General features: G+C 69.1%; 23 protein-coding genes. 10 read left to right on the top strand and 13 right to left on the bottom strand.

From position 1 onward, the window contains the following. Nucleotides 1-5 precede the first annotated feature (5 nt). Complete coding sequence (locus ACQP06_RS23415; protein ID WP_433666636.1) at nt 6-791, bottom strand: trans-aconitate 2-methyltransferase; 786 nt, start codon at nt 789-791, stop codon at nt 6-8. Between the two features lie 237 nt (nt 792-1,028). On the opposite strand from ACQP06_RS23415, the gene ACQP06_RS23410 reads away from it, so the two are divergent. From ACQP06_RS23410 to argH, 3 genes are read left to right on the top strand one after another with little or no spacing between them, the layout of a single operon-like run. Continuing rightward, nucleotides 1,029-2,231 (top strand): argininosuccinate synthase, encoded by a 1,203-nt coding sequence (locus ACQP06_RS23410; protein ID WP_433666634.1) that lies wholly within the window; start codon nt 1,029-1,031, stop codon nt 2,229-2,231. Between the two features lie 48 nt (nt 2,232-2,279). Further along, complete coding sequence (locus tag ACQP06_RS23405; RefSeq protein ID WP_433666632.1) at nt 2,280-3,206, top strand: SAM-dependent methyltransferase; 927 nt, start codon at nt 2,280-2,282, stop codon at nt 3,204-3,206. Then, nucleotides 3,203-4,624, top strand: coding sequence for an argininosuccinate lyase (gene argH, locus ACQP06_RS23400; RefSeq protein ID WP_433666630.1), 1,422 nt, complete (start codon nt 3,203-3,205; stop codon nt 4,622-4,624). Before ACQP06_RS23405 ends, argH begins: the two co-directional genes overlap by 4 nt. A gap of 71 nt (nt 4,625-4,695) precedes the next feature. Here argH and ACQP06_RS23395 read toward each other — a convergent pair whose 3' ends face one another. The 5 genes from ACQP06_RS23395 to ACQP06_RS23375 all read right to left on the bottom strand — a co-directional run bounded on the left by ACQP06_RS23395 (nt 4,696) and on the right by ACQP06_RS23375 (nt 7,163). Next, entirely contained in the window at nt 4,696-4,929 is a 234-nt protein-coding gene (locus ACQP06_RS23395; RefSeq protein ID WP_433666628.1) for a hypothetical protein, read from the bottom strand. A gap of 179 nt (nt 4,930-5,108) precedes the next feature. Then, nucleotides 5,109-5,579 carry a peroxiredoxin family protein gene (locus tag ACQP06_RS23390; RefSeq protein ID WP_433666626.1) on the bottom strand — a complete coding sequence of 157 codons (471 nt, stop codon included), beginning with the start codon at nt 5,577-5,579 and terminating at the stop codon, nt 5,109-5,111. Between the two features lie 79 nt (nt 5,580-5,658). Beyond that, nucleotides 5,659-6,207 carry an RNA polymerase sigma factor gene (locus ACQP06_RS23385; protein ID WP_433666624.1) on the bottom strand — a complete coding sequence of 183 codons (549 nt, stop codon included), beginning with the start codon at nt 6,205-6,207 and terminating at the stop codon, nt 5,659-5,661. Nucleotides 6,208-6,308: 101 nt separating this feature from the next. Continuing rightward, nucleotides 6,309-6,767, bottom strand: a complete 459-nt coding sequence (locus ACQP06_RS23380) for an iron chaperone (protein WP_433666623.1) — start codon at nt 6,765-6,767, stop codon at nt 6,309-6,311. 48 nt (nt 6,768-6,815) lie between these two features. Beyond that, complete coding sequence (locus ACQP06_RS23375) at nt 6,816-7,163, bottom strand: VOC family protein (protein WP_433666622.1); 348 nt, start codon at nt 7,161-7,163, stop codon at nt 6,816-6,818. A 156-nt stretch (nt 7,164-7,319) separates the two neighbouring features. On the opposite strand from ACQP06_RS23375, the gene ACQP06_RS23370 reads away from it, so the two are divergent. Together ACQP06_RS23370 and ACQP06_RS23365 are read left to right on the top strand one after the other, a co-directional pair. Then, entirely contained in the window at nt 7,320-10,142 is a 2,823-nt protein-coding gene (locus ACQP06_RS23370; protein ID WP_433666621.1) for an ATP-binding protein, read from the top strand. A 26-nt stretch (nt 10,143-10,168) separates the two neighbouring features. Further along, nucleotides 10,169-10,492, top strand: a complete 324-nt coding sequence (locus ACQP06_RS23365; RefSeq protein WP_213554672.1) for a DMT family transporter — start codon at nt 10,169-10,171, stop codon at nt 10,490-10,492. A gap of 15 nt (nt 10,493-10,507) precedes the next feature. On the opposite strand, the gene ilvA is transcribed toward ACQP06_RS23365, so the two are convergent. Next, nucleotides 10,508-11,731 carry a threonine ammonia-lyase gene (gene ilvA / locus ACQP06_RS23360; RefSeq protein WP_433666620.1) on the bottom strand — a complete coding sequence of 408 codons (1,224 nt, stop codon included), beginning with the start codon at nt 11,729-11,731 and terminating at the stop codon, nt 10,508-10,510. Between the two features lie 217 nt (nt 11,732-11,948). Here ilvA and ACQP06_RS23355 point away from each other — a divergent pair, with 217 nt between their 5' ends. From ACQP06_RS23355 to ACQP06_RS23345, 3 genes are all read left to right on the top strand, one after another. Continuing rightward, on the top strand, nt 11,949-13,439 hold the full coding sequence (locus ACQP06_RS23355; RefSeq protein ID WP_433666619.1) for an NCS1 family nucleobase:cation symporter-1: 1,491 nt from the start codon (nt 11,949-11,951) through the stop codon (nt 13,437-13,439). Nucleotides 13,440-13,618: 179 nt separating this feature from the next. Beyond that, nucleotides 13,619-14,077 carry an RrF2 family transcriptional regulator gene (locus tag ACQP06_RS23350; protein ID WP_433666617.1) on the top strand — a complete coding sequence of 153 codons (459 nt, stop codon included), beginning with the start codon at nt 13,619-13,621 and terminating at the stop codon, nt 14,075-14,077. A gap of 8 nt (nt 14,078-14,085) precedes the next feature. Continuing rightward, a complete protein-coding gene (locus tag ACQP06_RS23345; protein ID WP_433666615.1) occupies nt 14,086-15,333 on the top strand; it encodes an FAD-binding oxidoreductase in 1,248 nt (415 codons plus the stop codon). A 72-nt stretch (nt 15,334-15,405) separates the two neighbouring features. Here ACQP06_RS23345 and idi read toward each other — a convergent pair whose 3' ends face one another. The 4 genes from idi to ACQP06_RS23325 form a co-directional block, all read right to left on the bottom strand. Next, the gene (idi, locus tag ACQP06_RS23340; RefSeq protein ID WP_433666613.1) at nt 15,406-15,996 is read right to left on the bottom strand and encodes an isopentenyl-diphosphate Delta-isomerase; all 591 of its coding nucleotides are present in this window, start codon (nt 15,994-15,996) and stop codon (nt 15,406-15,408) included. After that, entirely contained in the window at nt 15,993-16,865 is an 873-nt protein-coding gene (locus tag ACQP06_RS23335) for a geranyl diphosphate 2-C-methyltransferase (protein WP_433666612.1), read from the bottom strand. The genes idi and ACQP06_RS23335 overlap by 4 nt, the downstream gene beginning before the upstream one ends. A gap of 103 nt (nt 16,866-16,968) precedes the next feature. After that, on the bottom strand, nt 16,969-18,480 hold the full coding sequence (locus ACQP06_RS23330; protein WP_433666611.1) for a family 2 encapsulin nanocompartment cargo protein terpene cyclase: 1,512 nt from the start codon (nt 18,478-18,480) through the stop codon (nt 16,969-16,971). A gap of 15 nt (nt 18,481-18,495) precedes the next feature. Beyond that, nucleotides 18,496-19,902, bottom strand: a complete 1,407-nt coding sequence (locus tag ACQP06_RS23325; RefSeq protein WP_433666610.1) for a family 2B encapsulin nanocompartment shell protein — start codon at nt 19,900-19,902, stop codon at nt 18,496-18,498. Nucleotides 19,903-20,247: 345 nt separating this feature from the next. Between ACQP06_RS23325 and ACQP06_RS23320 the strand changes: the two genes are divergently transcribed. Continuing rightward, nucleotides 20,248-23,211 (top strand): AMP-binding protein, encoded by a 2,964-nt coding sequence (locus ACQP06_RS23320; protein ID WP_433666609.1) that lies wholly within the window; start codon nt 20,248-20,250, stop codon nt 23,209-23,211. 103 nt (nt 23,212-23,314) lie between these two features. Here ACQP06_RS23320 and ACQP06_RS23315 read toward each other — a convergent pair whose 3' ends face one another. Continuing rightward, nucleotides 23,315-23,722: a nuclear transport factor 2 family protein gene (locus tag ACQP06_RS23315; RefSeq protein WP_433666608.1), complete on the bottom strand. Its 408-nt coding sequence runs from the start codon at nt 23,720-23,722 to the stop codon at nt 23,315-23,317. A gap of 70 nt (nt 23,723-23,792) precedes the next feature. Here ACQP06_RS23315 and ACQP06_RS23310 point away from each other — a divergent pair, with 70 nt between their 5' ends. Continuing rightward, complete coding sequence (locus ACQP06_RS23310; protein ID WP_433666607.1) at nt 23,793-24,701, top strand: LysR family transcriptional regulator; 909 nt, start codon at nt 23,793-23,795, stop codon at nt 24,699-24,701. Between the two features lie 65 nt (nt 24,702-24,766). On the opposite strand, the gene ACQP06_RS23305 is transcribed toward ACQP06_RS23310, so the two are convergent. Then, on the bottom strand, nt 24,767-25,189 hold the full coding sequence (locus ACQP06_RS23305; RefSeq protein WP_433666606.1) for a hypothetical protein: 423 nt from the start codon (nt 25,187-25,189) through the stop codon (nt 24,767-24,769). Nucleotides 25,190-25,339: the final 150 nt, after the last annotated feature.

The following is a 25,339-nucleotide window of genomic DNA, read 5'->3' as shown; positions in this document are numbered from 1 at the left end:
GTCACTCAGCCTTCGTGCGCGACCGCGGAGACCTTGTGCGCCACCGCGAAGACGCGGCGGAACGGCAGCCATGTCGTGCCGTCGGGGTTGCGCGGGTAGGCGTCGCGCAGGATCGGGGCGAGGTCGGCGCGGAAGTCCTGCCATTCGCGGTCGTCGAGGGTGTCGCGGACCGGGCGCAGGGCGGTGCCCGTAATCCAGTGCAGGACCGGGTCTTCGCCGGTCAGGGGCTGGAGGTAGGTGGTTTCCCAGGCGTCGACCGCGCAGCCGGCGGCGGCCAGGACGGACGCGTATCCGGCGGCGTCGGGGACGGCGTGGCGGTCGAGAATGCCTGCGGCCGACAGCCGCTCGCGCCAGCGTGGTGAGGATGCGACGTCGCGGATCGCGACATGCGAAGGGGCGTCGAAGTTTCCGGGCACCTGGAGGGCCAGCCACGCGCCGCCGGGGAGCGCGTCGATCCATTTCGGCAGCAGGGCAAGGTGGTCCGGGACCCATTGCAGGACCGCGTTGGTGACCACCACGTCGGTGTCGGGGGCGGGGTGCCAGTCGCGGACGTCGGCGACGGTGGCGTCGATGCCGTGTTCGCGTGCGGCGGCGACCATTTCGGGGGAGGAGTCGAACGCTTCGATGGTGGCGTCGGGCCAGCGCTCGGGGAGGGCGGCGGTGAGATTGCCGGGGCCGCAGCCCACGTCGGCCACGCGGCGGGGGCGGTCGGCTCGGACGCGGTTGACCAGATCGAAGAACGGGCGTGCGCGCAGGTCGTCGAAGGCGAGGTAGGTGGCCGGGTCCCACATGGGTTCCTCCGCATCGTCGAATTTACCAAACCGTACGTACGTACTGTATTCCTGTTCGGGGGTCGGTGCAAGACTCCTGGCCGCGATAGGCGCAGGCGGGGACCCCGGTTATGAATGGGATTGCATCGTCATGCATAATCATTTGCAGGACGACGGAGCGCACCAGGGGACCGGGTAGGGACCGCGGGCAGCGCACCGGCCGAGGGCCTAAACGGACTAATGAGGAGCACACGGACTATGACCAAGCGCGTCGTACTCGCCTACTCCGGCGGACTGGACACATCGGTCGCCATCAGCTGGATCGGTAAGGAGACCGGCGCCGAGGTCGTCGCCGTCGCCATCGATCTCGGCCAGGGCGGCGAGGACATGAACGACGTGCGCCAGCGCGCGCTGGACTGCGGCGCGGTCGAGTCCATCGTCGTGGACGCCCGCGACGAGTTCGCCAACGAGTACTGCCTGCCCACCGTGCAGGCCAACGCCCTCTACATGGGCCGCTACCCGCTGGTCTCGGCCATCTCCCGGCCGCTGATCGTCAAGCACCTGGTCGAGGCCGCCGAGTACCACGGCGCCGACACCGTCTCGCACGGCTGCACCGGCAAGGGTAACGACCAGGTCCGCTTCGAGGTCGGCATCGGCGCGCTCGCCCCCGACCTGAAGGTCATCGCCCCGGTCCGCGACTACGCCTGGACCCGTGAGAAGGCCATCGAGTTCGCCGGCGAGAACAAGCTGCCGATCAACGTGAGCAAGAAGTCGCCGTTCTCCATCGACCAGAACCTGTGGGGCCGCGCGGTCGAGACCGGCTTCCTCGAGGACCTGTGGAACGCCCCGACCAAGGACGTCTACGACTACACCGTCGACCCGACCGTCAACTTCGAGGCGCCCGACGAGCTCATCATCACCTTCGACAAGGGTGTCCCGGTCGCCATCGACGGCCGCCCGGTCACCATGCTCGAGGCCATCACCGAGCTGAACCAGCGCGCCGGCCGTCAGGGCGTGGGCCGTCTGGACATGGTCGAGGACCGGCTCGTCGGCATCAAGAGCCGTGAGATCTACGAGGCGCCCGGCGCCATCGCGCTGATCGCGGCCCACCAGGAGATGGAAGCCGTCACCGTCGAGCGCGAGCTGGGCCGCTACAAGCGCCAGGTCGAGCAGCGCTGGGGCGAGCTGGTGTACGACGGCCTGTGGTTCTCCCCGCTCAAGCGCGCCCTCGACGCGTTCGTGCAGGACACCCAGCAGCACGTCTCCGGTGAGATCCGCATGGTGCTGCACGGCGGCAGCGTGGTCGTCAACGGCCGTCGCTCCGACGAGTCGCTCTACGACTTCAACCTGGCCACCTACGACGAGGGCGACACCTTCGACCAGTCGCTGGCCAAGGGCTTCGTCCAGATCCACGGCCTGTCCTCCAAGGTCGCGGCCCGACGGGACCTCAACAGCAAGTAGTAGCGTCGATCCGGGCAGTGCACGCACCCGGCCGAAGGAGACGCGCCCATGCGAACCGATGACGACAGTTGGGACATCACGGAGAGTGTGGGCGCGACCGCCCTCGGCGTCGCCGCCCTGCGCGCCCACGAGAGCGGGCGCGAGGACGCGCTGTTCCAGGATCCGTACGCCGCGAAACTGGTGAGCGCCGTCGGCTCCGACGGCTGGAACAACCTCATGGCCGGGATGCGCGACCTCGGCGACAGCGAGCAGGGCGGCGAGGACACCGACCTGAGCAACTGGTCGATGGGCAGCGTCCTGATCGCCCGCACGATCTACTTCGACGAGTACTTCGCCGCCGTCCAGCGCGCCGGGATCCGGCAGATCGTGATCCTGGCCGCCGGGCTCGACGCCCGCGCCTACCGGCTCGAATGGCCCGAGGGCACCCGCATCTTCGAACTGGATCAGCCGAAGGTACTGGCGTTCAAGGCCCGAGCGCTGGCCGGCGACGAACCCGCCGCCGACCGCCGCGAAGTGGCGATCGACCTGCGGCAGGACTGGCCGAAAGCCCTGCTGGACAAGGGTTTCGAACCCGGCGAGCCGACCGCCTGGCTGGCGGAGGGGCTGCTGCGGTACCTGCCCGGCCACGCCCAGGACAAGCTGCTCGAGCAGGTGGCCGAACTCAGCGCGCCCGGCAGCCGGGTGGCGTTGAACCTCGGCACCGACAAGGACATGGCCGACCAGTTCCGGGAACGCCGCGCCAAGGTGATGGCCGACGCCGGGGTGAAGATCGACCTGGAAAACCTGTTCTACCCGTGGGAGGACCGCAAGGACCCCCGCACCTGGTTCGCCATGCACCAGTGGCTGGTGACCGAGGGCGACCCGGTCACGCTGCTCGAGGACCGCGGCCGTACCGTCCCGGAGACGGCCAAGGCCGGTATGGGCCACCACATTCTGATGACCGCACTCCGACCCCGAGGAGACGACACGCTATGAGCCAGGGCGGCAGCACCAATGAAGGCGCGCTGTGGGGTGGACGCTTCGCGTCCGGTCCCGCCGCGGCGATGGCGGCGCTGAGCAAGTCGACACACTTCGACTGGGCGCTCGCGCCGTACGACATCCGCGCCTCCAAGGCGCACGCGCGCGTGCTGCACAAGGCCGGGCTGCTCTCGGCGCCGGATCTGGAGGGCATGCTGGCCGGGCTGGATCAGCTGGCTGCCGATGTGGCGTCGGGTGCGTTCGGGCCGCTGGAATCGGATGAAGACGTGCACGGCGCGCTCGAGCGCGGCCTGATCGACCGGGTCGGCACCGAGCTCGGCGGGCGGCTGCGCGCGGGCCGCTCCCGCAACGATCAGGTGGCCACGCTGTTCCGCATGTGGCTGCGGGACGCGGTGCGGCACATCGCCGCCGGCGTGCTGGACGTGGTCGACGCCATCGTCGCGCAGGCCGCCGCGCACCCCGACGCGGTCATGCCCGGCAAGACCCACCTGCAGGCCGCCCAGCCGGTGCTGCTGGCCCACCACCTGCTCGCGCACGCGCATCCGCTGCTGCGCGACATCGACCGGATCCGCGATTTCGACAAGCGGGCCGCGGTGTCGCCCTACGGTTCCGGCGCGCTGGCGGGCTCCTCGCTGGGCCTGGATCCGGAAGCCATCGCCGCCGAACTGAACTTCGACTCCTCGGCCGCGAACTCCATCGACGCCACCTCCTCGCGCGACTTCGCCGCCGAGGCCGCGTTCGTGCTGTCCATGATCGCCGTCGACCTCAGCCGCATGGCCGAAGAGGTGATCATCTGGAGCACACCGGAATTCGGTTACATCACGCTGGCCGATGCCTGGTCCACCGGCTCGTCGATCATGCCGCAGAAGAAGAACCCCGACGTCTCGGAGCTGACCCGGGGCAAGGCCGGTCGCCTCATCGGCAACCTGACCGGTTTGCTGGCCACGCTGAAGGCGCAGCCGCTGGCCTACAACCGTGACCTGCAGGAAGACAAGGAACCGGTCTTCGACTCGGTCGCCCAGCTCGAGCTGCTGCTGCCCGCCATCGCGGGCCTGGTCTCCACCCTGACCTTCCACACCGACCGCATGGCCGAGCTGGCCCCGGCGGGCTTCACCCTGGCCACCGACATCGCCGAATGGCTGGTCCGCCAAGGCGTTCCGTTCCGCGTCGCGCACGAGGCCGCGGGCGGCTGCGTCCGCGCCGCCGAGGCGCGCGGCGTCGGCCTGGACGAGCTGACCGACGCGGAGTTCGCGGCCGTCGACCCGGGGCTCACCCCCGCCGTGCGTGAGGTGCTGACGGTGCAGGGCTCCATCGCCTCCCGCAACGCGCGCGGCGGCACCGCCGGAACCCAGGTCGCCAAGCAGCTCGAAGAGGTGCGCGGCACGGCCGCCACCCAGCGCGCCTGGCTGGGCTGACCCACCCGGGCGACAGCTGATCGACGAAACGGCCCGTGGGGTTCCTTTTCCGGAACCCCACGGGCCGTTCGTCATCCGCGACGGTAATTCATGTGTTTCGCGGCGGGCACGGACGCGCGACCGGAGTCGTGCACCTTGCCGTCGCGATCGTGTTGTTTGCGTGCGCCCTTGCCGCGCCGTTCGGCCCGCGAGAGTTGACGCTCCGCGGGAGCCTCGACAGGGATGTCGGGCGACGCGGGAATTACAGGTGACGCGGGAATTGCAGGCGACGCAGCGTTTTCGGGCAGCGAGAAGTGCTCGGGCACAAGTCCTCCTAGAAATATGCGTGACCGACTAACCGGATCGGATGCCGGTCGGAATCGGGAAAGCCACGGGCGGTCGAGACGACAGACCGCCGGGCGTCAGACGCGAATCGCGCTCAGGAGAACAGGAACAGCCACATGCCGAGCACTCTAACCACAGGCCCGCATCCGCCGCATCCCATTTAATTCCGCGTGTCCCGCAGGGCGAGGACGGCGGCGGTGATGCCCTTCCGGTCGTAGCTGCTGACCGGCATGGTCGCACCGTGGGCGTGGCGGACGGTGCCCCGGGAGTCGACGAGCACCGTGCCCGACTGCCGCATCGAACCGAACATCCGCCGGGTCAGGCCGACCGACTCGTGCGGGTCGCCGTTCGAACCGGTCAGGACGGCGAACGGTATGGCGTGCTTGGTCTTCCAGGCCAGGGCGGTGTCGCGATCCTCGGGCACGACGATCACGACCCGGATGTTCTCGTCGTCGAAGAAGTCGCGCCGCGCGATGAGATCACGGACGTGCCGGTTGCAGATCGGGCACGAGGTCGAGCGCATGAAATACAGCAGGGTGCCGCGCGCGTCGCGGCTGTCCGACAGCCGCCAGGGCTGTCCGGCGGTATCGATCAGGTCCAGGTTCGGCGCGGGGTGTTCGGTGGTGAGCATGACGGAGCGTCCCTTCGCATGGGGTGGTACGAGATGGCCGGATGGCGTGCGATGACCGGTGGCGCGTTCGGCCCGGCGGTCAGCGGAGGTCGTCGAGACCCTGGCGGACCGCGGCGCGGGCGCGGTGCAGCTGCGATTTCATTGCCGCGGTGCTCAATCCGAGCGCGTCGGCGGTCGCGCGGCCGGGATAGCCCAGCACATCGCGCATGATCAGCACCCGGCGCTGCACCTCGGGCAGCGCCGTGATCGCCTCGGCCAGCTGGTCGGCGTCCAGCCGCCGCAGCACCTCGTCCTCGGCGGAGAGGACGACGTCGCCGGCCTCGATCCGCGGCGCGTGGTCCAGGACTCGGCGTGCCCGGCGCAGGCACTCGTTGCGGACGATGCGGAACATCCACGACGCCAGCGCGGTGGTCGCGCGCAGCGTGCCGATCTTGCGGTACAGGATGATCAGCGCTTCCTGCGTGGCGTCCTCGGCATCGGTGTCGGAGGCGCACAGGTGCTGCGCGAACCTGCGCACATGCGGGTGCGCGCCGTACACGACGGCGGCGATCGCCTCCCGGTCACCGTTCTGGGCCGCCGTCACCAGTTGCTCACCGGCCCAGCCGCGTTCCACGTCCTGCTCTCTCACTGGGATTCGTACAGTCACCACCATAAGAGCGTCCCCGGCCGGAAAAGGATTCGAATCCGGCCGGGGAAAGTTCGCCCGTGGGTGTTTCGACGCTGCGAGGGCTAGCTCAGGGCCTGCCGCACGAGTTCGGTGACGCGAGCCTCGGTGGCGGAGTTCATGGTGGTCAGCGCATAGTTGACCGGCCACATCTCGCCGTCGTCCAGGTTGGCGGCATCGTTGAAGCCCAGGATGGCGTAGCGGTACTTGAACTTGGCGGCGGGCTGGAAGAAGAACACGATCTTGCCGTCGCGGGTGTAGGACGGCATGCCGTACCAGGTCTTCGCGCCGAGCTCGGGGGCGATGGACTTGACCAGGGCGTGCAGGCGGTCGGCGATCGCGCGGTCGGCGTCGTCCATCTCGGCGATCTTGGCCAGCACGTCCTGCTCGCCGTCGGCCTTGGCGGAGCGGGAGTTACGGCGGCGGGCGGCGGTCTTCAGTTCCTCGGCATGGGCTTTCATGGCGGCGCGCTCGTCGGCGCTGAAACCGACGGCGGTCTTCTCGGCGGGGTTCTTGGTGGCCATGTCTGGATTCCTTTGCGGGAGTGGGGGAGAACTGGGAGTGGGGGAGGATCAGTTGTCCTGGATGAGGCCCAGGACATTGCCGTCGAGGTCGGTCACGGTCGCGACCAGGCGGCCACCACCGACCTCGCGGGCGGCCTGCTGCACCGTGGCGCCCGCGGCGGTGAGCGCCGCGACCTTGGCCTCGATGTCCGCGACGTGCCAGTAGGAGACGGGGGATTCCGGGCTCTGCGGACTGCCCGCCGGGACCAGGCCGATGTGCTGGCCCTCGGTCTCGAAGCCGACGTAGTAGGGGGAGTCGGTCTGCGGCTCGAGGCCCAGCAGAGCGGCGTACACGGTCTTGGCGGCGGCCAGGTCGGCGACGGGGTGCAGCACGGTCTTGATGCCCTGGGTGGTCATTGTTTCTCCTGGTGAGAGGGTGTTCGTTCGGTGTGCTTCCAGCTTCGCCTCCGGGGCCCCTCGGTCACATCCGTGGCGACCACGGAATCCACCACGGAGAGCGACACCGAGCCCGCCCGTACCGCCGCGGCCCATCCCATACGGCAGACTGGGTTCATGGCTGTGACGTTGGAAATCTCCACCCGCGAAGCCGAGGTGCTGGCCCTGGTGGGCGAGCACCTCAGCAATGCCGAGATCGGTGCGCGACTGTTCATCTCGGTGCGCACGGTGGAGAGCCACGTCTCCTCGCTGCTGCGCAAACTCGACGTGCCCGACCGCCGGGCCCTGGCCCAGCACGCGGCCGCCACCCGCACCGCGAGCCCGCAGGCCGCGCCCGTGCTGCCGAAACCGTTGACCTCGTTCATCGGCCGCACCCGCGAACGCGCCGAACTCGCCGAACTGCTCCGGACCCAGCGTCAGGTGACCGCGGTCGGACCGGGTGGCGTCGGCAAGACCCGGCTGGCCCTCGCCGTCGCCGCCGAGCTGGCCGCCGATTTCGCCGACGGCGTGTGGTTCGTCGACCTGGTGCCGCTGGCCAGCCCCGACACCTGCGTGGTCGCGGGCACCGTCGCCATGGCCCTCGGCGTCGGCGAACAGCCCGGCCGCCCCTTCGACCGCGCCGTGCTGGCCGCGCTCGCCGACCGCAATGCCCTGCTGGTCCTGGACAATTGCGAACACGTCCGCGACGGCGTGGCCCCCTTCATCGAAGAGCTGCTGGCCACCTGTCCCGGCATGCGCGTGCTGGCCACCAGCCGCGCCCGCCTGCTGGTGCCGTTCGAACACGCCTACACCGTGCCGCCCATGTCGCTTGCCGGAGAAGGTGATTCGGACGCCGTCGCCCTGTTCATGGACCGCGCGGCCGCCGGCGGCTGGCCGCCCAACCACGCGCTGCGCGACCAGGTGGCCGCGTTCTGCGGTCGCCTCGACGGCGTGGCCCTGGCCATCGAACTGGCCGCCGCCCGCTGGACCTCCCTCGGATTGGACGGCCTCACCGCGGGTTTGGACGACCAGCTGCGCATGCTGTCGGGCGGCGCCCGCGCCGACGACCGGCACCGCTCGGTTCGCGCCGCCCTGGACTGGAGCCACGCCCTGCTCGAACCCGAGGACCGCACCCTGCTGCGCCGGATCTCGGTGTTCATGGCCGCCTTCCCCGTCGAGGGGGCCGCCGCGGCCGCGAACCTCGACAAAGGCACGGTCGCGGCAGGATTGGCGCGGCTGGCCGAGCAGAGCCTGCTGGTCGTCACCGACACCCCGACCGGAACCCGGTTCCGCGCCCTCGAGACCATCCGCCAGTACGGCCTCGAACAGCTCGACGCCGCCGGTGAGATCGACGACGCCCGCGCCGCCCACCTGCGCTGGTGCGCGGCGGAGGCCACCGAGCTGGTTTCCGTTCGCGACGGCTGGCGGCCCCGATTCGATATCGCCGCGGACGATTTCCGCGCCGCCCTCGGCTGGGCCTTCGAACGCCCGGACCAGCGGGCCGACGCTTTCGCCCTGGCCCGTGGCTTCGGACACCTGCTCTTCGCCCGCCATCACACCGGCGAATCCCAATGGCGCCACGAACAAGCCGCCTATCTCGCCGATGACCCCGCTGTCGCCGCCGACCTGCTCCGTCAGTCGGCCGCCGCGGCGGGCTGCGGCGGCAACGGCGACGACATGTACCGCCTGCACCGCTCCGCCGCCGAATTCGCCCAGCGCGCCGGTGATCCCGCCGCCGCGGCCATCGACCTGGCCACCGCGGCCTCGGATGCCTACCGCTTCTGGGGCAAGTTCGTGCAGCTCCCCACCCGGCAGGACGCGGCGGCGCTCATCACCGAGGCCCGGCAGCTGGCCGACACCGCCGCGGGCGGGGATGACACCCGGGTGGCGGCGGCCCGGTCCGCCATCGCCTCGGCCGAGGCGACAGTCTTCGCCAATCCGTTCAACGCGCCGCAGGGCACCGCCGAAGTGACTGCCGCCGAAGCGATGTCGCAGGTCGAGCAGGCCGTCGAACTGGCCCACGCCACCCGCGACCTGTTCGCCGAATCCGCCGCACTGGACGCCCTCGCCGCCGCCCAGAGCGCCGCCGGGGACGTCAGGGCCGCCGCCGCCACGGCCCGCAAGCGAATCCGGCTGCTGTCCACCACTCCCGACAACCCGGTGGGCACCCACGAACTGATGGACGCCCTCGGCCAGGCCGCCGAATTCGGCCTCGGCGCAGGCGATCTCGCCGGTGCCCGGCGCTGGGGCCGGCAACTGGCCGAACACCCCATGCTCGCCGAGGTCGGCCACACCGCCACCAGCCGCCTCCTGGTCGCCGAGGCCCTGGCCGGCAATGTCGACGACGTCCTCGCCCACGGCGCCCGCTTCCTCGAGGCCTGGCACCGCGAGGACCGCCCCGCCCGCTCCGCCCTCGGCGCCGCCGTCGCCGGCGTCCGAATGATCCACGGCCTCCGCGACGACTTCGACGCCGAACGCGAATGGACCGGCGTCCTCCAGCAACTCGGCACCCCACCCGCCGACGCCGACGGCTACCAGGCCGTCTTCGACGCCCTCCTGATGCTCCACCACGGCCAGCCCGAAGACGCCCTCGAACGCACCGAACTCACCCCGGGCGAAGCGACCACCCGCGTCCCGGGCGCCTGGCTCCCCTGGTACCTCGCCCTGCATGCCGAGGCCGCGGTACTGGCCGGAAACAGCGATGCGTCAGAGGACTTCGATCAGGCGCGCCTCACCGCCGCCGGAAACCCGGTCGCCGCGGCCATCATCGACCGGGCCGAGGCGCTGCTGACCAAGGATCGGGACCGATTGCTGTCCACCGCGGCCACTTTCGATGCCGCGGGGTGCGTCTATCAGGCGGCCCGCACCCGGGTGCTGGCCGGTGGCGCGGATGCCACCGACGGCACGGCGATGCTGACCACCCTGGGCGTTTCCCCGATGACCGCGCTGGTGCACCTGTAGCGGGTCAGCCTCGCTATTGTGCGGCTATGACCTTGTTGTTGCTGGCGTTGGCGATCGCGTGTGAGGTGACGGCGACGGTGTCGCTGAAGATCTCCGAGGGGTTCAGCAAGCTGGTGCCCTCGATCATCGTGGTGATCGGGTACGGGGCGGCGTTCTACTTCTTGTCGCAGGCGTTGAAGCGGGGGATGGCGATCGGGGTGGCGTACGGGATCTGGTCGGCGGTGGGGGTGGTGGCGGTGGCGACCATCGGGGCGTTGTTCCTGGACGAGCGGATCACGGCGGTGCAGATCGGGGGGATCGTGTTGGTGATCGCGGGGGTGCTGGCCTTGGAACTCGGTGGGGCGCACTGAGGTTCGGGCAGGGGCTCAGTCCTGGACTCGGACCTCGTAGCCCGCGTCGGCGAGGGTGGTGAGGACCTCGTCGCGGTGGGCGGGGCCGCGGGTTTCCAGGGTGAGGAGGACCTCGACCTCGTCGATGCCGAGCCAGGCGCCGGTGCGGGAGTGGGCGACGTCGAGGACGCTCGCGCCGGTGCGGCTCAGCTCGGACAGGAGGCGGGACAGGCTGCCGGGGCGGTCGGAGATGGTGATGCGGGCGGCCAGGTAGCGGCCGGCGGCGCTGAGGCCGTGGCCGATGACGCGGGTCAGCAGCAGGGGGTCGATATTGCCGCCGGAGAGGATGGCGCAGACCGGGCCGTCGAGGGCGAGTTCCGCTGCGGTGTAGGCCATCAGGGCGGCGACACCGGCCGCGCCCGCGGGCTCGACGATCAGCTTGGCCCGTTCCATGCACAGCAGCAGCGCCCTGGACAGGGCGTCCTCGTCGACGGTGACGATGGTGGGCGCGGAGTCGAGGACGTGCTCGAACGGGACCTCGCCGGGCAGGCCCACCGCGATGCCATCGGCCATGGTGGACATCTGTTCCAAGGCAATCGGTTTCCCCGCGGCTAGGGAGGCGGGCCAGGCGGCCGCCTCGGCGGCCTGGACCCCGATCACCCGGACCTGCGGGCGCAGCCGTTGCAGGGCCGCCGCGACGCCCGCGAGCAGGCCGCCACCACCCGTGGGGACCAGCACGGTGCCGACATCCGGAAGCTGCTCGAGGATTTCGAGCCCCACCGTCGCCTGCCCGGCCACGATGTCGAGATGATCGAACGGGTGCACCAGCGTCGCCCCGGTGCGATCGGCGAATTCCTTTGCCGCGAACAGGCATTGATCGACGGTGTCGCCCACCTGGTACACGGTCGCGCCGTAGGCCCGGGTGGCCACCAGCTTCGGCAGGGCCGCGCCGACCGGCATGAACACCGTGGAGTCCAGACCCAGCGAGGTCGCCGCCCAAGCCACCCCCTGCGCGTGATTGCCCGCGCTGGCCGCCACCACGCCGCGCTCCCGCTCGGCGGGCGACAGATTCGCGATCCGGTTGTAGGCGCCGCGCGGCTTGAACGATCCGGTGCGCTGCAGGTTCTCGCACTTCAGCCACACCGGGTGCCCGACCCGCTCCGCCAGCACCCGCGAACCGACCACGGGCGTCCGGCGGATCACCGGTTCGAGCAGAGTCGCCGCCGCCTCGATCCGCGCCATGAGCTCCATGCGCGCCATGTTGCCAGGAATTCACCTCACCCGCGGGGTGGCGCGGCGCGGCGGATAATAGCGAATCCCGCACGCAGCGCCCGAGAAATGTGAAGCACGTGTGAACGGGCTGGTCGGAAAAGATATACGGATCACGCAATGGCCCGGAAACCGAAAAGCAATCCATGGGGAACGGCTGATTCCTACCTTGAGCACACTCATCGGCTTTCGGATCGGATGCAACCCCATGACCGACATCGTCACTCCCGCAGCGGCGGGTGCGGAATCAGCGGCACCGCCGCCCGCTCCAGACTACGACCTCAGGCTCACCAATGACGATCTCGCCCCCCTGAAGAAACAGACCTGGGGCTCGTACCACATCTTCGCCTTCTGGATGTCGGATGTGCACAGCGTCGGCGGATACGTCACCGCCGGTAGCCTTTTCGCGCTCGGCCTGGCGGGTTGGCAGGTGCTGGTCGCCCTGCTCATCGGCATCACGATCGTATATTTCCTGTGCAATCTGGTGGCCGCGCCCAGCCAGCGCGCGGGCGTCCCGTACCCGGTCGTGTGCCGCAGCGCCTTCGGCGTGAAGGGCGCGAACATCCCGGCCATCATCCGCGGCCTGATCGCGGTGGCCTGGTACGGGATTCAGACCTACCTGGCCTCGGCCGCGCTGATCGTGGTGGCGGTCAAGCTCTTCCCGAGCCTGGCCCCCTACGCCAAGTCCGGCGACTACGGCTTCCTCGGCCTGTCGCTGCTCGGCTGGGGCGCCTACCTGGTGCTGTGGATCGTGCAGGCCGCCGTGTTCTGGCAGGGCATGGAGTCCATCCGCAAGTTCATCGACTTCTGCGGTCCCGCCGTCTATGTCGTCATGTTCTTCCTGTGCGGCTACCTGATCTACAAGGCCGGCTGGGGCGCGATCGACCTGCAGCTGGGCGCGGTGAAGTACCACGGCTGGGACGCGCTGCCGGTGCTGCTCGGCGCGATCGCGCTGGTGGTGTCCTACTTCTGCGGGCCCATGCTGAACTTTGGCGACTTCTCCCGCTACAGCAAGTCCCTGGAGGCGGTGAAGCGCGGCAACCTGCTCGGGCTGCCGGTCAACTTCCTGGCCTTCTCGCTGCTGGTGGTGATCACCGCGTCGCTGACCATCCCGGTGTACGGCGAGCTCATCACCGATCCCGTCGAGACCGTCTCGCGCATCGACTCCACCTTCGCGATCGTGCTCGGCGCGCTCACCTTCACCATCGCCACGGTCGGCATCAATATCGTCGCCAACTTCATCTCGCCCGCCTTCGACTTCTCGCACGTGAGCCCGCAGAAGATCTCGTGGCGGATGGGCGGCATGATCGCGGCGGTCGGGTCGGTGCTGATCACGCCGTGGAACCTGTACAACAACCCGGACGTCATCCACTACACCCTGGAAGTGCTGGGCGCGTTCATCGGACCGCTGTTCGGCGTGCTCATCGCCGACTACTACCTGGTGCGCAAGAAGACCATCGTGGTCGACGAGCTGTTCACCATGGCCGAGACCGGGAAGTACTGGTACCGCAAGGGATTCAACCCGGTCGCGGTGATCGCCACTGTGATCGGCGCCATCGCGGCGGTGTTCCCAGTGCTGGCCAAGGACGTGTACGGCATGCACACCGCGGCCCAGTACAGCTGGTTCATCGGCTGCGGATTGGCGCTGGTGATCTACTACGGGCTGGCCACGCGCACCCAGTTGATGGTCGCGGCCTGAGGCCATCCCTCACCGAAATCCCTGGCAGCGGTGCCGGACGCTGCCAGGGATTTGCCATTCGATGATGAAGAAGCGCTGAGAAATGTGGCGTGGCTTACATAATCCGCACGATTTCGCGTATTAGACGGCACAGTCAAAATATTCGGCTTTTCTTAATCGCAATTAGTACGGTGGATCTCATGCAGCTCTCCCGGTTCACCGATCTCGGCTTGCGGTCGCTCATGCGCCTGGCGGTCAGCAGTGGGGCCGACGAGCGCGTCACCGTCAAACTCATTGCGCGGCAGGTGAACGCCTCGGAGAACTACGTCGCCAAGGCCGTCTCCAAGCTGGCAGAACTCGGCTATGTCGAGTCCCAGCGCGGGCGCACCGGCGGGATTTTCCTGACCGATGCCGGCCGAAAAACTACCATCGGCACTATTGTGCGACAGCTGGAATGTGATAACGAAGTCGTCGACTGCATCGGTGACAATCCGTGTCCCATTGCGAATGCGTGTCGTTTGCGGGGAGTCCTCGCGAAGGCGCAGAACGCCTTCTATGCCGAACTCGATCGGTACGTCCTGGCCGATCTGGTGGATCAGCGCACCGTGGAACTGCTGCACATGCCGGTCTTCCCGGCAGTCGCACTCACCGAAATCTAGGAGACCTCATGAGGCTCGCGCCGGATTCCACCCTGAACACCGTCCCCGAACTGGAACCCGAGCACGCCGAGGTGATTCGCGCGACGCTACCGCTGGTGGCGGCGAACATCGATCAGATCACCCAGCTGTTCTACCGCAAGATGTTCACCGCGCATCCGGAACTGCTGCGCGACCGCTTCAATCGCGGTAATCAGAAGCAGGGCGGGCAGTCCAAGGCGCTGGCGGCCTCCATCGCCGTCTTCGCCACCCACCTGGTCGACCCGGCGCTGCCGCACCCGCGTGAGTTGCTGGCCCGCATCGGCCATAAGCACGTCTCGCTCGCCGTCACCGAACCCGAATACCGGATCGTGCACGAGCACCTGTTCGCCGCCATCGTCGAGGTGCTGGGCGCGGACGTGGTGAGTCCGCAGATCGCGGCCGCGTGGGATCGCGTGTACTGGCTGATGGCCAAGACTCTCATCGACTTCGAACGCGAGTTGTACGACCAGGCCGGGGTCGAGCCCGGTGACGTCTTCCGTCAGACGCGGGTGGTGGAGCGCATCACTGATCCCTCGGGCGTGGTCACCTTCGCTGTGGAATCCGTCGACCCGACCCGGCCGCTGCCGGGGTTCGTACCCGGACAGTACATTTCGGTCGGCGCCCGGCTGCCCGACGGCGCGCGCCAGCTGCGCCAGTACAGCCTCGTCAACCGAGGCGGCGACGGCCGCCTGGCCTTCACAGTGCGCGCGGTGCCCGCGGACTCGGATGTGCCCGCCGGTGAGGTGTCGAACTGGCTGCACGACAACATCCAGCCCGGCGACACCCTCGAGATCACCCTTCCTTTCGGTGATCTCACCATCGACACCGAGGCCGAAACGCCCGTCGTGCTGATCTCCGCGGGCATCGGTGTCACCCCGATGGCCGGAATCCTGGAATACCTGGCGGCTGAAACCCCGACGCGCAGAACGGTCGTCCTGCACGCCGACCGCTCCAGCACCTCGCACCCGCTGCGTGAGACGGTCGCCGAGCTGTCCCGCCGCCTGTCGGACGTGTACGTCCGCGCCTGGTACGAGGCCGACGATCACGGTCTGCTGGATGTCACCCAGGTCGAGCTCCCCGAGGGTGCGGACTACTACCTGTGCGGTGGCACCGGTTTCCTGCAGCATGTGCGCGCCCAGCTCGCGGCTGCCGGAATCCCTTCGGACCAAGTCCATTTCGAGCTCTTCGCGCCGAACGACTGGCTGCTCGACGCGGAGCAGCAGCCCGCCATGGCCTGACCGGACCCGCCGCGATCGGCCGGATGGGCCGCCGTTCCGGCCGACCGCCGGCGCTTCCGTCGGGCGCTGCGCCTAGCGGCGCGCGGCGATGACCTCCAGGACGCCGCTCAGCCAGGGGGTGTAGCGGGCGGGCTCGTTCGCCACATCCTCGGCCAGGGTGTCCGGCCGGATCCACGCGGTATCGGCCACCTCGTCCGGATTCGGGTGCGGGACGGTCTCGTCCAGCCGTCCGATCACGACGTGGTCGTATTCGAATTCGACGCGGCCTGTGTTCGGGTCGGTGGCCTGGTAGGTGAACGCGCCCACCTCGGACAGTTCCGCGGTGACGCCGAGCTCCTCGTGCAGCCGCTTGGCCGCCGCCTCCAGCACCGGCTGCCCGGGCTCGGGATGTCCGCAGCAGGTATTGGTCCACAGCAGCGGGAAGCGGGTCTTCACCGCGGCCCGCTGCTGCAACAGCACCCGCCCACCGGCGTCGAACAGCAGCACCGAGAACGCTCGATGCAGCTGTCCGGGCGCGGTGTGCGCCGCCGCCACCGACAGTGATCCGCGCGCGTGGCCCTGCTCGTCGACGAGTTCGACGAGCAGGGTCTCACGGTCGGCCACCGGGGTGGCGTCGGAATCCGCCACCGGGGTGGTGCCGGATGCGTCAAGGGTGCCGGTCACCTGCCCACCTTATCGGCGACGATCATCAGGTACTGGAAGCTGCCCTCCTTGTACGAGGTCAGGAAGGGTTTCTCGACTCCGGTCGCCAGCTCGGAGTGGGTGCGCAGCTCCCAGTACGGGATGGTGTCCGGGGTGAGGTCCCGGACCGCGACCGGCACCAGGTTGTTGGCCGCCAGCGCCTTGAAGTACTGGCTGCGCGGGTGGATGTTGCAGCCGTAGTGGGCGTCGATCCAGCTCACCGAGGAGGAGCGGGCGCCGAACACGTCATTGGAGCAGCCGGTGATGCAGACGTAGCGCCCGCCCGGCTCGAGCAGCCGGGAGAACTCGGCGAACAGCTCGAACAGGTCCACGTACATGGTGGTCTCGTTGGTCCAGATGCCGCGCTTGGAGCCGGTCTCGAACCCGGTGTCGAGCATGTTCTTGAAGTGGAACTGCACCTTGTCCGAGACGCCGCGCTCGCGGGCCTGGTCGTTGGCGAAGCCCACCTGGTACTCGGAGATGGTGACGCCGTCCATCCGGCAGCCGAAGCGCTGGTTGGCCATGAAGCTGGTGCCGCCGCGACCGGACCCGCCGTCCATCAGCGCGTCGCCGGGGCGGACGTCGCCGAGCTGGTCGAGCAGTACGTCGGCCTGGGCCGTCTCGAGCCGGTGCAGCTCCTTGACCAGACGTTCCTGGCGGGTCTCCTCCGGACCCTCGAGGACCGACAGATCGGGTGCGCCGATGCCGTAGTGGTGGTGATAGAGCCCGTCCACCTCGCCGAGTTTGGTGTTGACCCGGTCGTCGTTGGGGTTGTTGTTCCAGTACGACGCGACCGATTTCTGGTACTCGGTCTTCAGGACGGCGTCGGTCTGGGGGTGAAGCGCGGTCATGGCAGGTCATCCTCTCGAATGGGTGATATGACGCTGGAAGTACTGCGCGAACGAACACACCGGTGCGGGACGGGAACACCGATCGCGTGAAATGCGAAGCGGCTCAGGGATTGTCGTTGTAGCGGCGACTGTCCGCGTGCCAGGCGCGGTTGCCGCCCATCCAGGACCACAGCCCGGTCAGGAAGCGGCGCAGCTCCGGGGATCCGGTGGCGGCGAGCGCACCCGCCTCGGCCTCGAAGCGGTGCACCAGTTCGTCGTGGACCTCGGCGGTGCGCCGCACGGCCTCGCGGCGCGAGCAGTTCTCCTCGGCGGCCAGCACGGTCGGGAGGTTGAATTCCCGTCCGCCCGAGAGGTCCTCGCGGGCCATCGAGTAGAGGTCGTTGACCATCTGGCTGGCCAGCGCGGCGGTGGTGACCACCCGCCGCACCCGCGGATCGGAATACTCCGCGGCGGGCAGCTCGTACCCGCCGACCGCGTCCAGCGGGGCCATGCACGGCAGGAAGCTGTGCGGTTGCCGGTTCAGCAGGTATTCCCACACCGGCGGCATCCGGCCGGCCGCCCGCCAGCCCGCCTCGGCGCCGAGCGCGATGAACCAGCCCGCGATCTCGGTGCGCAACCGGGCGACCTGGGCCGGGGTCGCGAACCGCGACAGGTGCTCGAAGGAGGTGCGGAAGGCACGCAGGATGGGATCGGCGCGCATCGCCTCCTCCACCTTGACCTGGTAGTGGGGTGGCAGGTGCACGGGATCCATGGCGGCGGCGGCCAATTCGAGCCGGGGCCCCAGCTCGGCCTCCGCACTGGACTTGCTGCCGTCCGGTGCGATGTCGCTGGCGTCCTCCTCGCAGTAGTAGTCGTCGACCGACCACTCCGAGACCGCGCATTTGGCGACGGCCAGCAATCGGTCCGCATCGTCGCAGTCCGGATGCGCGAGCATGATCAACCGGCCGAAGTCGGCCTTGCGGAGTTCGTCGAGCCGGCCCTCGTAGAGCCCGATCTCCTCGGCCCACGCGATGATTCCGACGTTCACCGCCTCCGCGAGCGCGGGGTTGTCCCGCACCGGCGGCGGACAGTAGAGCGTGGGAATCATCGAACCGCGCGGCTGGCCCCGATGGGTGGAGGCTGTCCCGATACCGGTCGGTCCGTGCGAGAACCGGCGGGGCTCAACCGAATTCGGCGCCGCACCGGAGACCGGGGTGACCGGTTCGGCGGGCGGAGCGGGAATCCGCCCGGAACCCAGGGACCGGGGGATGGGACCCCGTGGCCGGGCCGGGGAGATCGGCGGCCGCGGCGTCGGCACCGCGCCGCCGGCAGGCGACGGCGGACGCGATGCCTGTCCCGCGAGCTCCGTGATCACCTGGGGGGTGGGTAGGTTCACGCGGAGACTCGGGGCCCCGAGGCCCGAGGGGCCGAGCAGCCGTCGGGGGGAGAGCTCCTCGGGCGTGCCGAGGCCGGGATCGGCGAGGCCGAGGGATCGATCACCCTGGGCCGCCGCGGCTTCGGCGGCGGCGAACAGGGTCTCGGGTGCGGTGGTGTCGAGATTGGTCAGCAGAGCGGCGACGGCCGCCGCCACCTCATGGGTGGCAGGCGGGGCCGCGGCGCGGGAGAGCACCGACATGGGTGGACACCTCGCTCAGTCGGACTGACGGGCGACCAGCACATTGTCGAGAATGCCGAGCGCGTCGGGGACCAGGACGGCGGCCGAGTAGTAGCAGCTGACCAGGTAGGAGATGATCGACTGATCGTCGATGCCCTTGAATCGCACGTTCAGGCTGGGCTCGTACTCGTCCGGAATTCCGGTCTGGTGCAAGCCGATCACGCCCTGATCCTTCTCGCCGGTCCGCATGGCGAGGATGGACGTGGTCTGGGTGTCGGAGACCGGGATCTTGCCGCACGGGAAGATCGGCACGCCGCGCCAGGCCGGCACGCGATGGCCGTCGACCTCCACCGGGTCCGGATACAGTCCGCGCTTGGAACATTCGCGGCCGAACGCGGCGATCGCCTTGGGGTGGGCCAGGAACAGCTTGGTGCTGCGGCGCATGGACAGCAGGTCGTCCATGTCGTCCGGGGTGGGCGCACCGGATTCGGTGTAGATGCGCTGCTTGAGGTCACAGTTGTTGAGCAGACCGAAGTCCGGGTTGTTGACCAGGTCGTATTCGCGGCGCTCGTAGAGGGCCTCGGTGGTCAGGCGCAGCTGCTGTTCGATCTGATCCATCGGATCGTTGAACAGGTCGGCGACGCGGGTGTGCACACGCAGCACCGACTGGCCCAGGCTCAGCTCGTACTGGCGGGGCTGGTCGTCGTAGTCGACGTAGGTGCCCTCGAGCATCGGCTCCCCGGAATGGCCGGAGGAGATGAGGATCTCGGCCTCGCCGTACTTGTTCTGCGGCAGCGCGGGCGCGGTGGCCACGGCGGAAAGGTGTTCCGCCAGTGCCGGAATGTTCTCGGTGAGCTGCTCGACGGTGGAGCGGGCCAGCACCAGCATGGTGGTCGGGGTGACCGTCTTGATGGTGACCGGCCAGATGGCGTCGCCGCTGGTGAGGGTCTCGTCGCCGAAGAAGTCGCCGCCGCCGAGCATGCCGAGCTTGGTGGTCTCGCCGTACTCGCCGGCGCCGATCTTGGAGAGCTTGCCGTGCACGATGAGCAGCACCTGGTCCATGGGGTTGCCGAATTCGGCGACCACGGTGCCGGCGGGCAGATCCCGCTGTTCGAAGCGCCCGGCCACGGCGGCCAGCACCTCTTCGTCGTCGAAGCCGCGCAGCTGCGGCAGCTCCTGCAGCTCGAGCGGGATGACACGGGCGTGCGGGCCGTTGATGATGTACTCCACCTCGCCGTTGCCGACGGTGTGGGTGAGGCGGCGGTTGACCCGGTAGACACCGCCCTTCACCTGGGTCCACGGCAGGGAGCGGGTCAGCCAGCGGGAGCTGATGCCCTGCATCTGCGGTTCGGATTTGGTGGTGTGGGCCAGCTGGCTGGCCGCGGCGGTGCTGAGGGACTTGCGTTGGCCGTTAGTGAGCTCGATGGGCAATTCGATGGTCATGCTGCGGTCCTCACCTCGAAGGGCCACCGCGGTCATAGAGCGGTGGAGTCCACGGCAGAGCGGCAGGCCGGGAAAAGGCCTGCAGAAATTAGACAAGTGAGTGAATTGACAAGCGCGACACTGCGTTCCAGCGATACCGATGGTAGAGGTCGCTTGGGTGCGGCGGACCGAAAAGGCAAAACATGATGCCTGGAATGTTGCTGTATCCCGTAAACCCCGAACGCCCGGTTTGGTTAGCCACGATTAGCTCGCATGGTGCTGGTCACAGCGCCAGCGCAGTAGGCTGGGGGTATGGCAAGCTCATCGGGACGCGTCGGGGCGGGTGACGCTGGTCAAGGCCAGGAAATGTCTGGGAGAGAAGCCGTGAAATTCAATACGAGGTCCGTCGTGGGTCCGATCGAGCGATTGGTAGCGACCGCGCAGAACGGCCTGGAGGTGATCCGGTTCGGGGGGCTGGTTCACGACATCGAATCGTCACCGTACGAAGTGGTGGAGCGGAAGCGGATGTACCGCCTGCGGCACTACTTCCCCGATGACACCGGGGCCGAGCGCCCCGTGGTGGTGCTGGTGCCGCCCATCATGGTGACCGCTGAGATCTGGGACGTGAATGCCGCCGATGGGGCGGTCGGCATTCTGCACCAGGGCGGAATCGACTGCTGGGTGGTCGATTTCGGCTCGCCCGCCACCGAGGAGGGCGGCTGGGACCGCGACCTCGCCGACCACGTGCTGGCGGTCTCGAGCGCCATCGACACGGTCACCGAGATCACCGGGCGCGCCGTCCATCTCATGGGCTACTCGCAGGGCGGCATGTTCGCGTATCAGACCGCGGCCTACCGCTACGGCAAGGGCATCGAGTCCATCGTGACCTTCGGCAGCCCGGTCGACGCCGTGGCCGGCATGCCGTTCGGCCTGCCGCACGGGCTGGCCGCCGACGCCGCGGACTTCCTCACCGACCACGTGCTGAACCGGCTGCCCATCACCGATTCCATGGTGCGCCTGGGCTTCCAGGCCCTGGACCCGGTCAAGACGGTGCGCGCCCGGCTGGACTTCCTGCGCCAGCTGCACAACCGTGAGGCGCTGCTGCCCAAGGAGCGCCAGCGCCGCTTCCTCGAGGTCGACGGCTGGCTCGGTTATCCCGGCCCGGCGCTCACCGACCTGCTGCAGCAGTTCGTCAAGCACAATCGAATGATGCTGGGCGGCTTCGTGATCCGCGACCAGCTCATCTCGCTGGCCGAGATCAAGTGCCCGATCCTGGCCTTCGTCGGCGAGGTCGACGACATCGGCCAGCCCGCCGCCGTGCGCGGCATCGTGCGCGCCGCCCCGAACGCCGAGGTGTACGAGACCAGCATCGTGGCCGGGCACTTCGGACTGGTGTCGGGATCCACCGCCACCAAGCAGACCTGGCCCGTGGTCCGCGACTGGGTCAACCACGTCAGCGGCCGCGGGGTCCTGCCCGAGCAGGTCGAGCGAATGAGCACCGAGGTGGTCCGCGGCGGCCCGCGCACCGGTCTGACCAGGGTGGTGCACGCCCTGGGCACCCTGGCCGAGGCCGGGACCAGCGTCGGCAAGACCATCGAGGGCGTGGCCGGGCAGACCCTGCGCGGCACCGTCGAGCTGACCAGCGAGGCCGCCCGGGCGCTGCCCCGGCTGACCCGGCTGGGCATGATCCAGCCGCACACCCGGATCTCGCTGGGCCGTCTGCTCGCCGAGCAGGCGACTCGCGCGCCGGGCCGGGACCTGTTCCTGTTCGACGACCGTGTGCACACCCAGGAAGCGGTCAACCAGCGCATCGACAATGTGGTGCGCGGGCTGATCTCGGTCGGCGTGCGTCCCGCGACCCGGGTCGGCGTGGTCATGGAGACCCGGCCCAGCGCGCTGGCCGCCATCGCCGCGCTCTCGCGCCTGGGCGCGGTCGCGGTGCTGCTCGCGCCGGGCAGTGAACTGTCCAAGATCGCCGAGCTGACCGGGACCAAGCTGATCCTCGCCGATCCGGAGAACCTGGCCAGCGCCGCGGCCACCGGGCACCGGGTGCTGGTGCTGGGCGGCGGCGACGCCCGCGAACTGGACGTCCCGGTGGGCGCCGACGTGATCGACATGGAGCAGATCGACCCCGACAAGGTGGAGCTGCCCGCCTGGTACCGCCCGAATCCGGGCCTGGCCCGGGAGCTGGCCTTCATCCTGGTCACCGGCACCGGTGACAAGTTCGACGTCAAGTACGTGACCAACCACCGCTGGGCGCTGTCGGCCTTCGGCACCGCCTCGGCCGCCAACCTGGGCCGGCACGACACCGTGTACTGCCTTGCGCCGCTGCATCATTCGTCCGGATTGCTGGTGAGTCTGGGCGGCGCGGTCGCCGGTGGCAGCCGGATCGCGCTGGCCCGCTCGCTCGAGCCCGCCCGGTTCGCGGAGGAGGTGCACCGCTACGGCGTCACCGTGGTCACCTACACCTGGACCATGCTGCGCGACATCCTCGACACCGACACCTTCGTCGCCGGGCACCCGCACCCGATCCGCCTGTTCATCGGCTCGGGCATGCCCGCGGGCCTGTGGCGGCGCACCGAGGAACGCTTCACCCCCGCCAAGGTGGTCGAGTTCTACGCCTCCATCGAGGGCGACGTGGTGCTGGCCAATGTGGCCGGCGCGAAGATCGGTTCCAAGGGCCGTCCGGTGCCGGGCACCGCGAAGGTGGAACTCATCGCCTACGACCCGCTGACCGACGAGATCCTCACCGAGGACAGCGGCTTCGCCCGGCGCTGCGCCGACAACGAGGTGGGCCTGCTGATCGGCACGGTGACCGACACCGTCGACCTGTCCGCGGGCGGCCTGCGCGGGGTGTTCACCCCCGGCGACGCCTGGATGCCGACCGAGAACCTCTTCCGCCGCGACAGCGACGGCGACTACTGGCTGATGGACCGCCGCGACACGGTGATCCCGACGCCGCGCGGTCCGGTCTACACCCAGCCGATCGTGGACGTCCTCAACGACATCACCGCGGTCGACATGGAGGTGGCCTTCGCCATCCCGGCGCGCGACCGGGTGCTGGCGGTGGCCGCGGTGAGCGTCCGCCAGGGCTTCAGCCTGGCCCCCAAGGATGTCACCGAGGCGGTCCGGGCCCTGGCTCCGGAGCAGCGGCCCGACATCGTCTACGTGGTCGACGACATTCCGCGCAGCTCCACCTTCCGGCCTTCCACCCGGGCGGTGCAGGCCGCGGGCCGGGCAGAGCCCGACGACCGCACCTGGTGGTACAACCGCACCACCGACGCCTACGAGGTGCTCACCCCGGAACTGGCGTCGCGCCTGTTCGCCTGATCGATTTCTGGAAAAGCGCCCCGGCATCCGTGCCGGGGCGCTTTCTTCGGTTCAGGGCGTAGTCACTCCGATCTCCGCGAACCGTAACGAGATTCGCCGATCGTTACCGCACGAGCGGCGTCAGGACCCGTTCGACGAGGGCGGTGTCGCAGTGTTCGACGATCTCGATGATTCGCCCGCCCGCCAATCGCATGACCAGGCAATAGGTTTGCGGGTAGGGCTCGCCCGCGAGGGTGGTGCCGGTGGCATGCGCCTGCACCACCACCCGGTCGCCGTCGGCGAGAATACTGTCGGCCACCATGCGGTAGTCGCCCGCGAACTGCGCCATCAAGGGGCGCAGCAGACCCTGCACCACAGCGGATTTCGGCTCCCACACCGCGGCCCACGACCAGACGCCGGGGAAGACCCAGCGGCATTCGTCGGCCATGGCGTCGGTCAGGGCGCGGCCGTTGCCGTTCGCCATCTCCGCGAAGACGGCGCGAATCGTTTCCTTGTTCTCCAGCGTGCTCATGTCTGGAAACTACGGCCCGCGCGGGCATGCGACCAGCGAGGATCTCGCATGTCAGGTATGACTGGACCGCATGGGCGAGTTCACGGTGACCGGCTTGCGGGTGGTCCGCGAGGCCGCGCGATCGGGGTCCTTCACACGCGCCGCCGAACGGCTCGGCTATACCCAGTCGGCGGTCTCGCGTCAGATCACGCTCATGGAGCAGGTGGCGGGAGTTCCTCTGTTCGAACGGCGGGCCCGCGGCGTGCACCCGACCGACGCGGGCCGGATAGTCCTGCGCCACGCCGACACCGTGCTCGACGCGCTCGCCGCCGCCGGGGACGAACTGTGCAACCCGCTGCCCACCGGACGGATACGGGTGGGGGCGTTCTCCACCGCCATGGCCGCCCTCGTTCCCGGCGCCATCGCCGCGGTCGCCGCCCGTCATCCCGGTGTGCGCGTACACCTACGCGAAGGCACCACGCCCGCGCTGTCGAACGCTCTCGGCAAGGGGCGCATCGATCTGGCCGTGTTGTCGGGTCGTCCGGACCGTCCCGAAGGCCTGAACGTCGAACCGCTGCTGGACGATTCACTGTTCATCGCCGTCCACGGCGCTCACCGCCTGGCGGGCCGGGCCAGTGTCCCGATCGCCGAGCTGCGCGCCGAAGCGTGGATCACCGGTAGCTCGGACCCCGGCGATACATTGCTGGGTGCGTGGTCAGGGTCCTCCTGGCGGCCCCGCGTCGCGCACACCGCCCGGGACTGGGTCGCCAAACTGGGTCTGGTCGCGGCCGGCCTGGGCGTCACCGTGGTTCCGGGGCTCGTCGTATCCGCGCTGCCCGCACGGATTTCCGTGGTCCGCATCGATGATCCGGCCGCCCGCCGCGCGACGGTCCTCGCCTACCGCCGGGACACCACCGCCCCCGATCACCCCATGATCGAGGCCCTGCGCGACTCCGCCGCCACGCTTGCCGCCGAAGTACGTGCCCGCCTGCGGGAGTGACCCCGGGAAACAGCGAACGCCCCCGGAGGAAGGAGTCTCCGGGGGCGTCGAGCCGATGCGGCGGGTTACTGCGCGCTCAGGCTGCTCTGCGAGGTGCAGGAGGCGCTGCCGGTGCCGAGCAGCTTCGACACGATGCTCTGCTCGGAGACGTTGACGTCGACCGACTGGCTGCTGATCAGCTCCTGCTTGGCGGTGATCGTGTGCTTGCCGGCGCTCTTCGGGGTCCAGTTGATGGTGGCCTGGTTCGCGGCCAGGACGACGCTGGACTTGCCGAACTCGACGCCGTTGTCGAGGAAGGTGACGGTGAAGACGCTGCCCAGCAGCGAAGTGTTCGCCGTGACCAGGTAGGAGCAACCGACCACCGGGTTGGTGCTCGCCACGACCACATTGTTGATGACGGCGCTGGCGGACGGCGCCGCCAAAACCGCGACAGCCGCCATGGCGCCGAACGCGCCCGCACCGTAACCGGCTCGCTGCATCTTGCCCATAGGTTTACCTCTCAATCCTGTCGGCCAGACGCGCCGACTGGATGTGAAAGGTATCTGCTCCACACTTCCTGTGAGCGATTTCGAGAAAAATTCTCTCACAAAGTTTTCGGTTCAGAGTTGGTCATACGCCCAGGTTGGGGGTGTGACTTC

Source organism: Nocardia sp. CA-136227 (assembly GCF_050955695.1).
Taxonomy (GTDB): Bacteria; Actinomycetota; Actinomycetes; order Mycobacteriales; family Mycobacteriaceae; genus Nocardia.
Note: the sequence above shows the minus strand (reverse complement) of the source record. Positions and strands in the feature narration are given on the sequence as shown.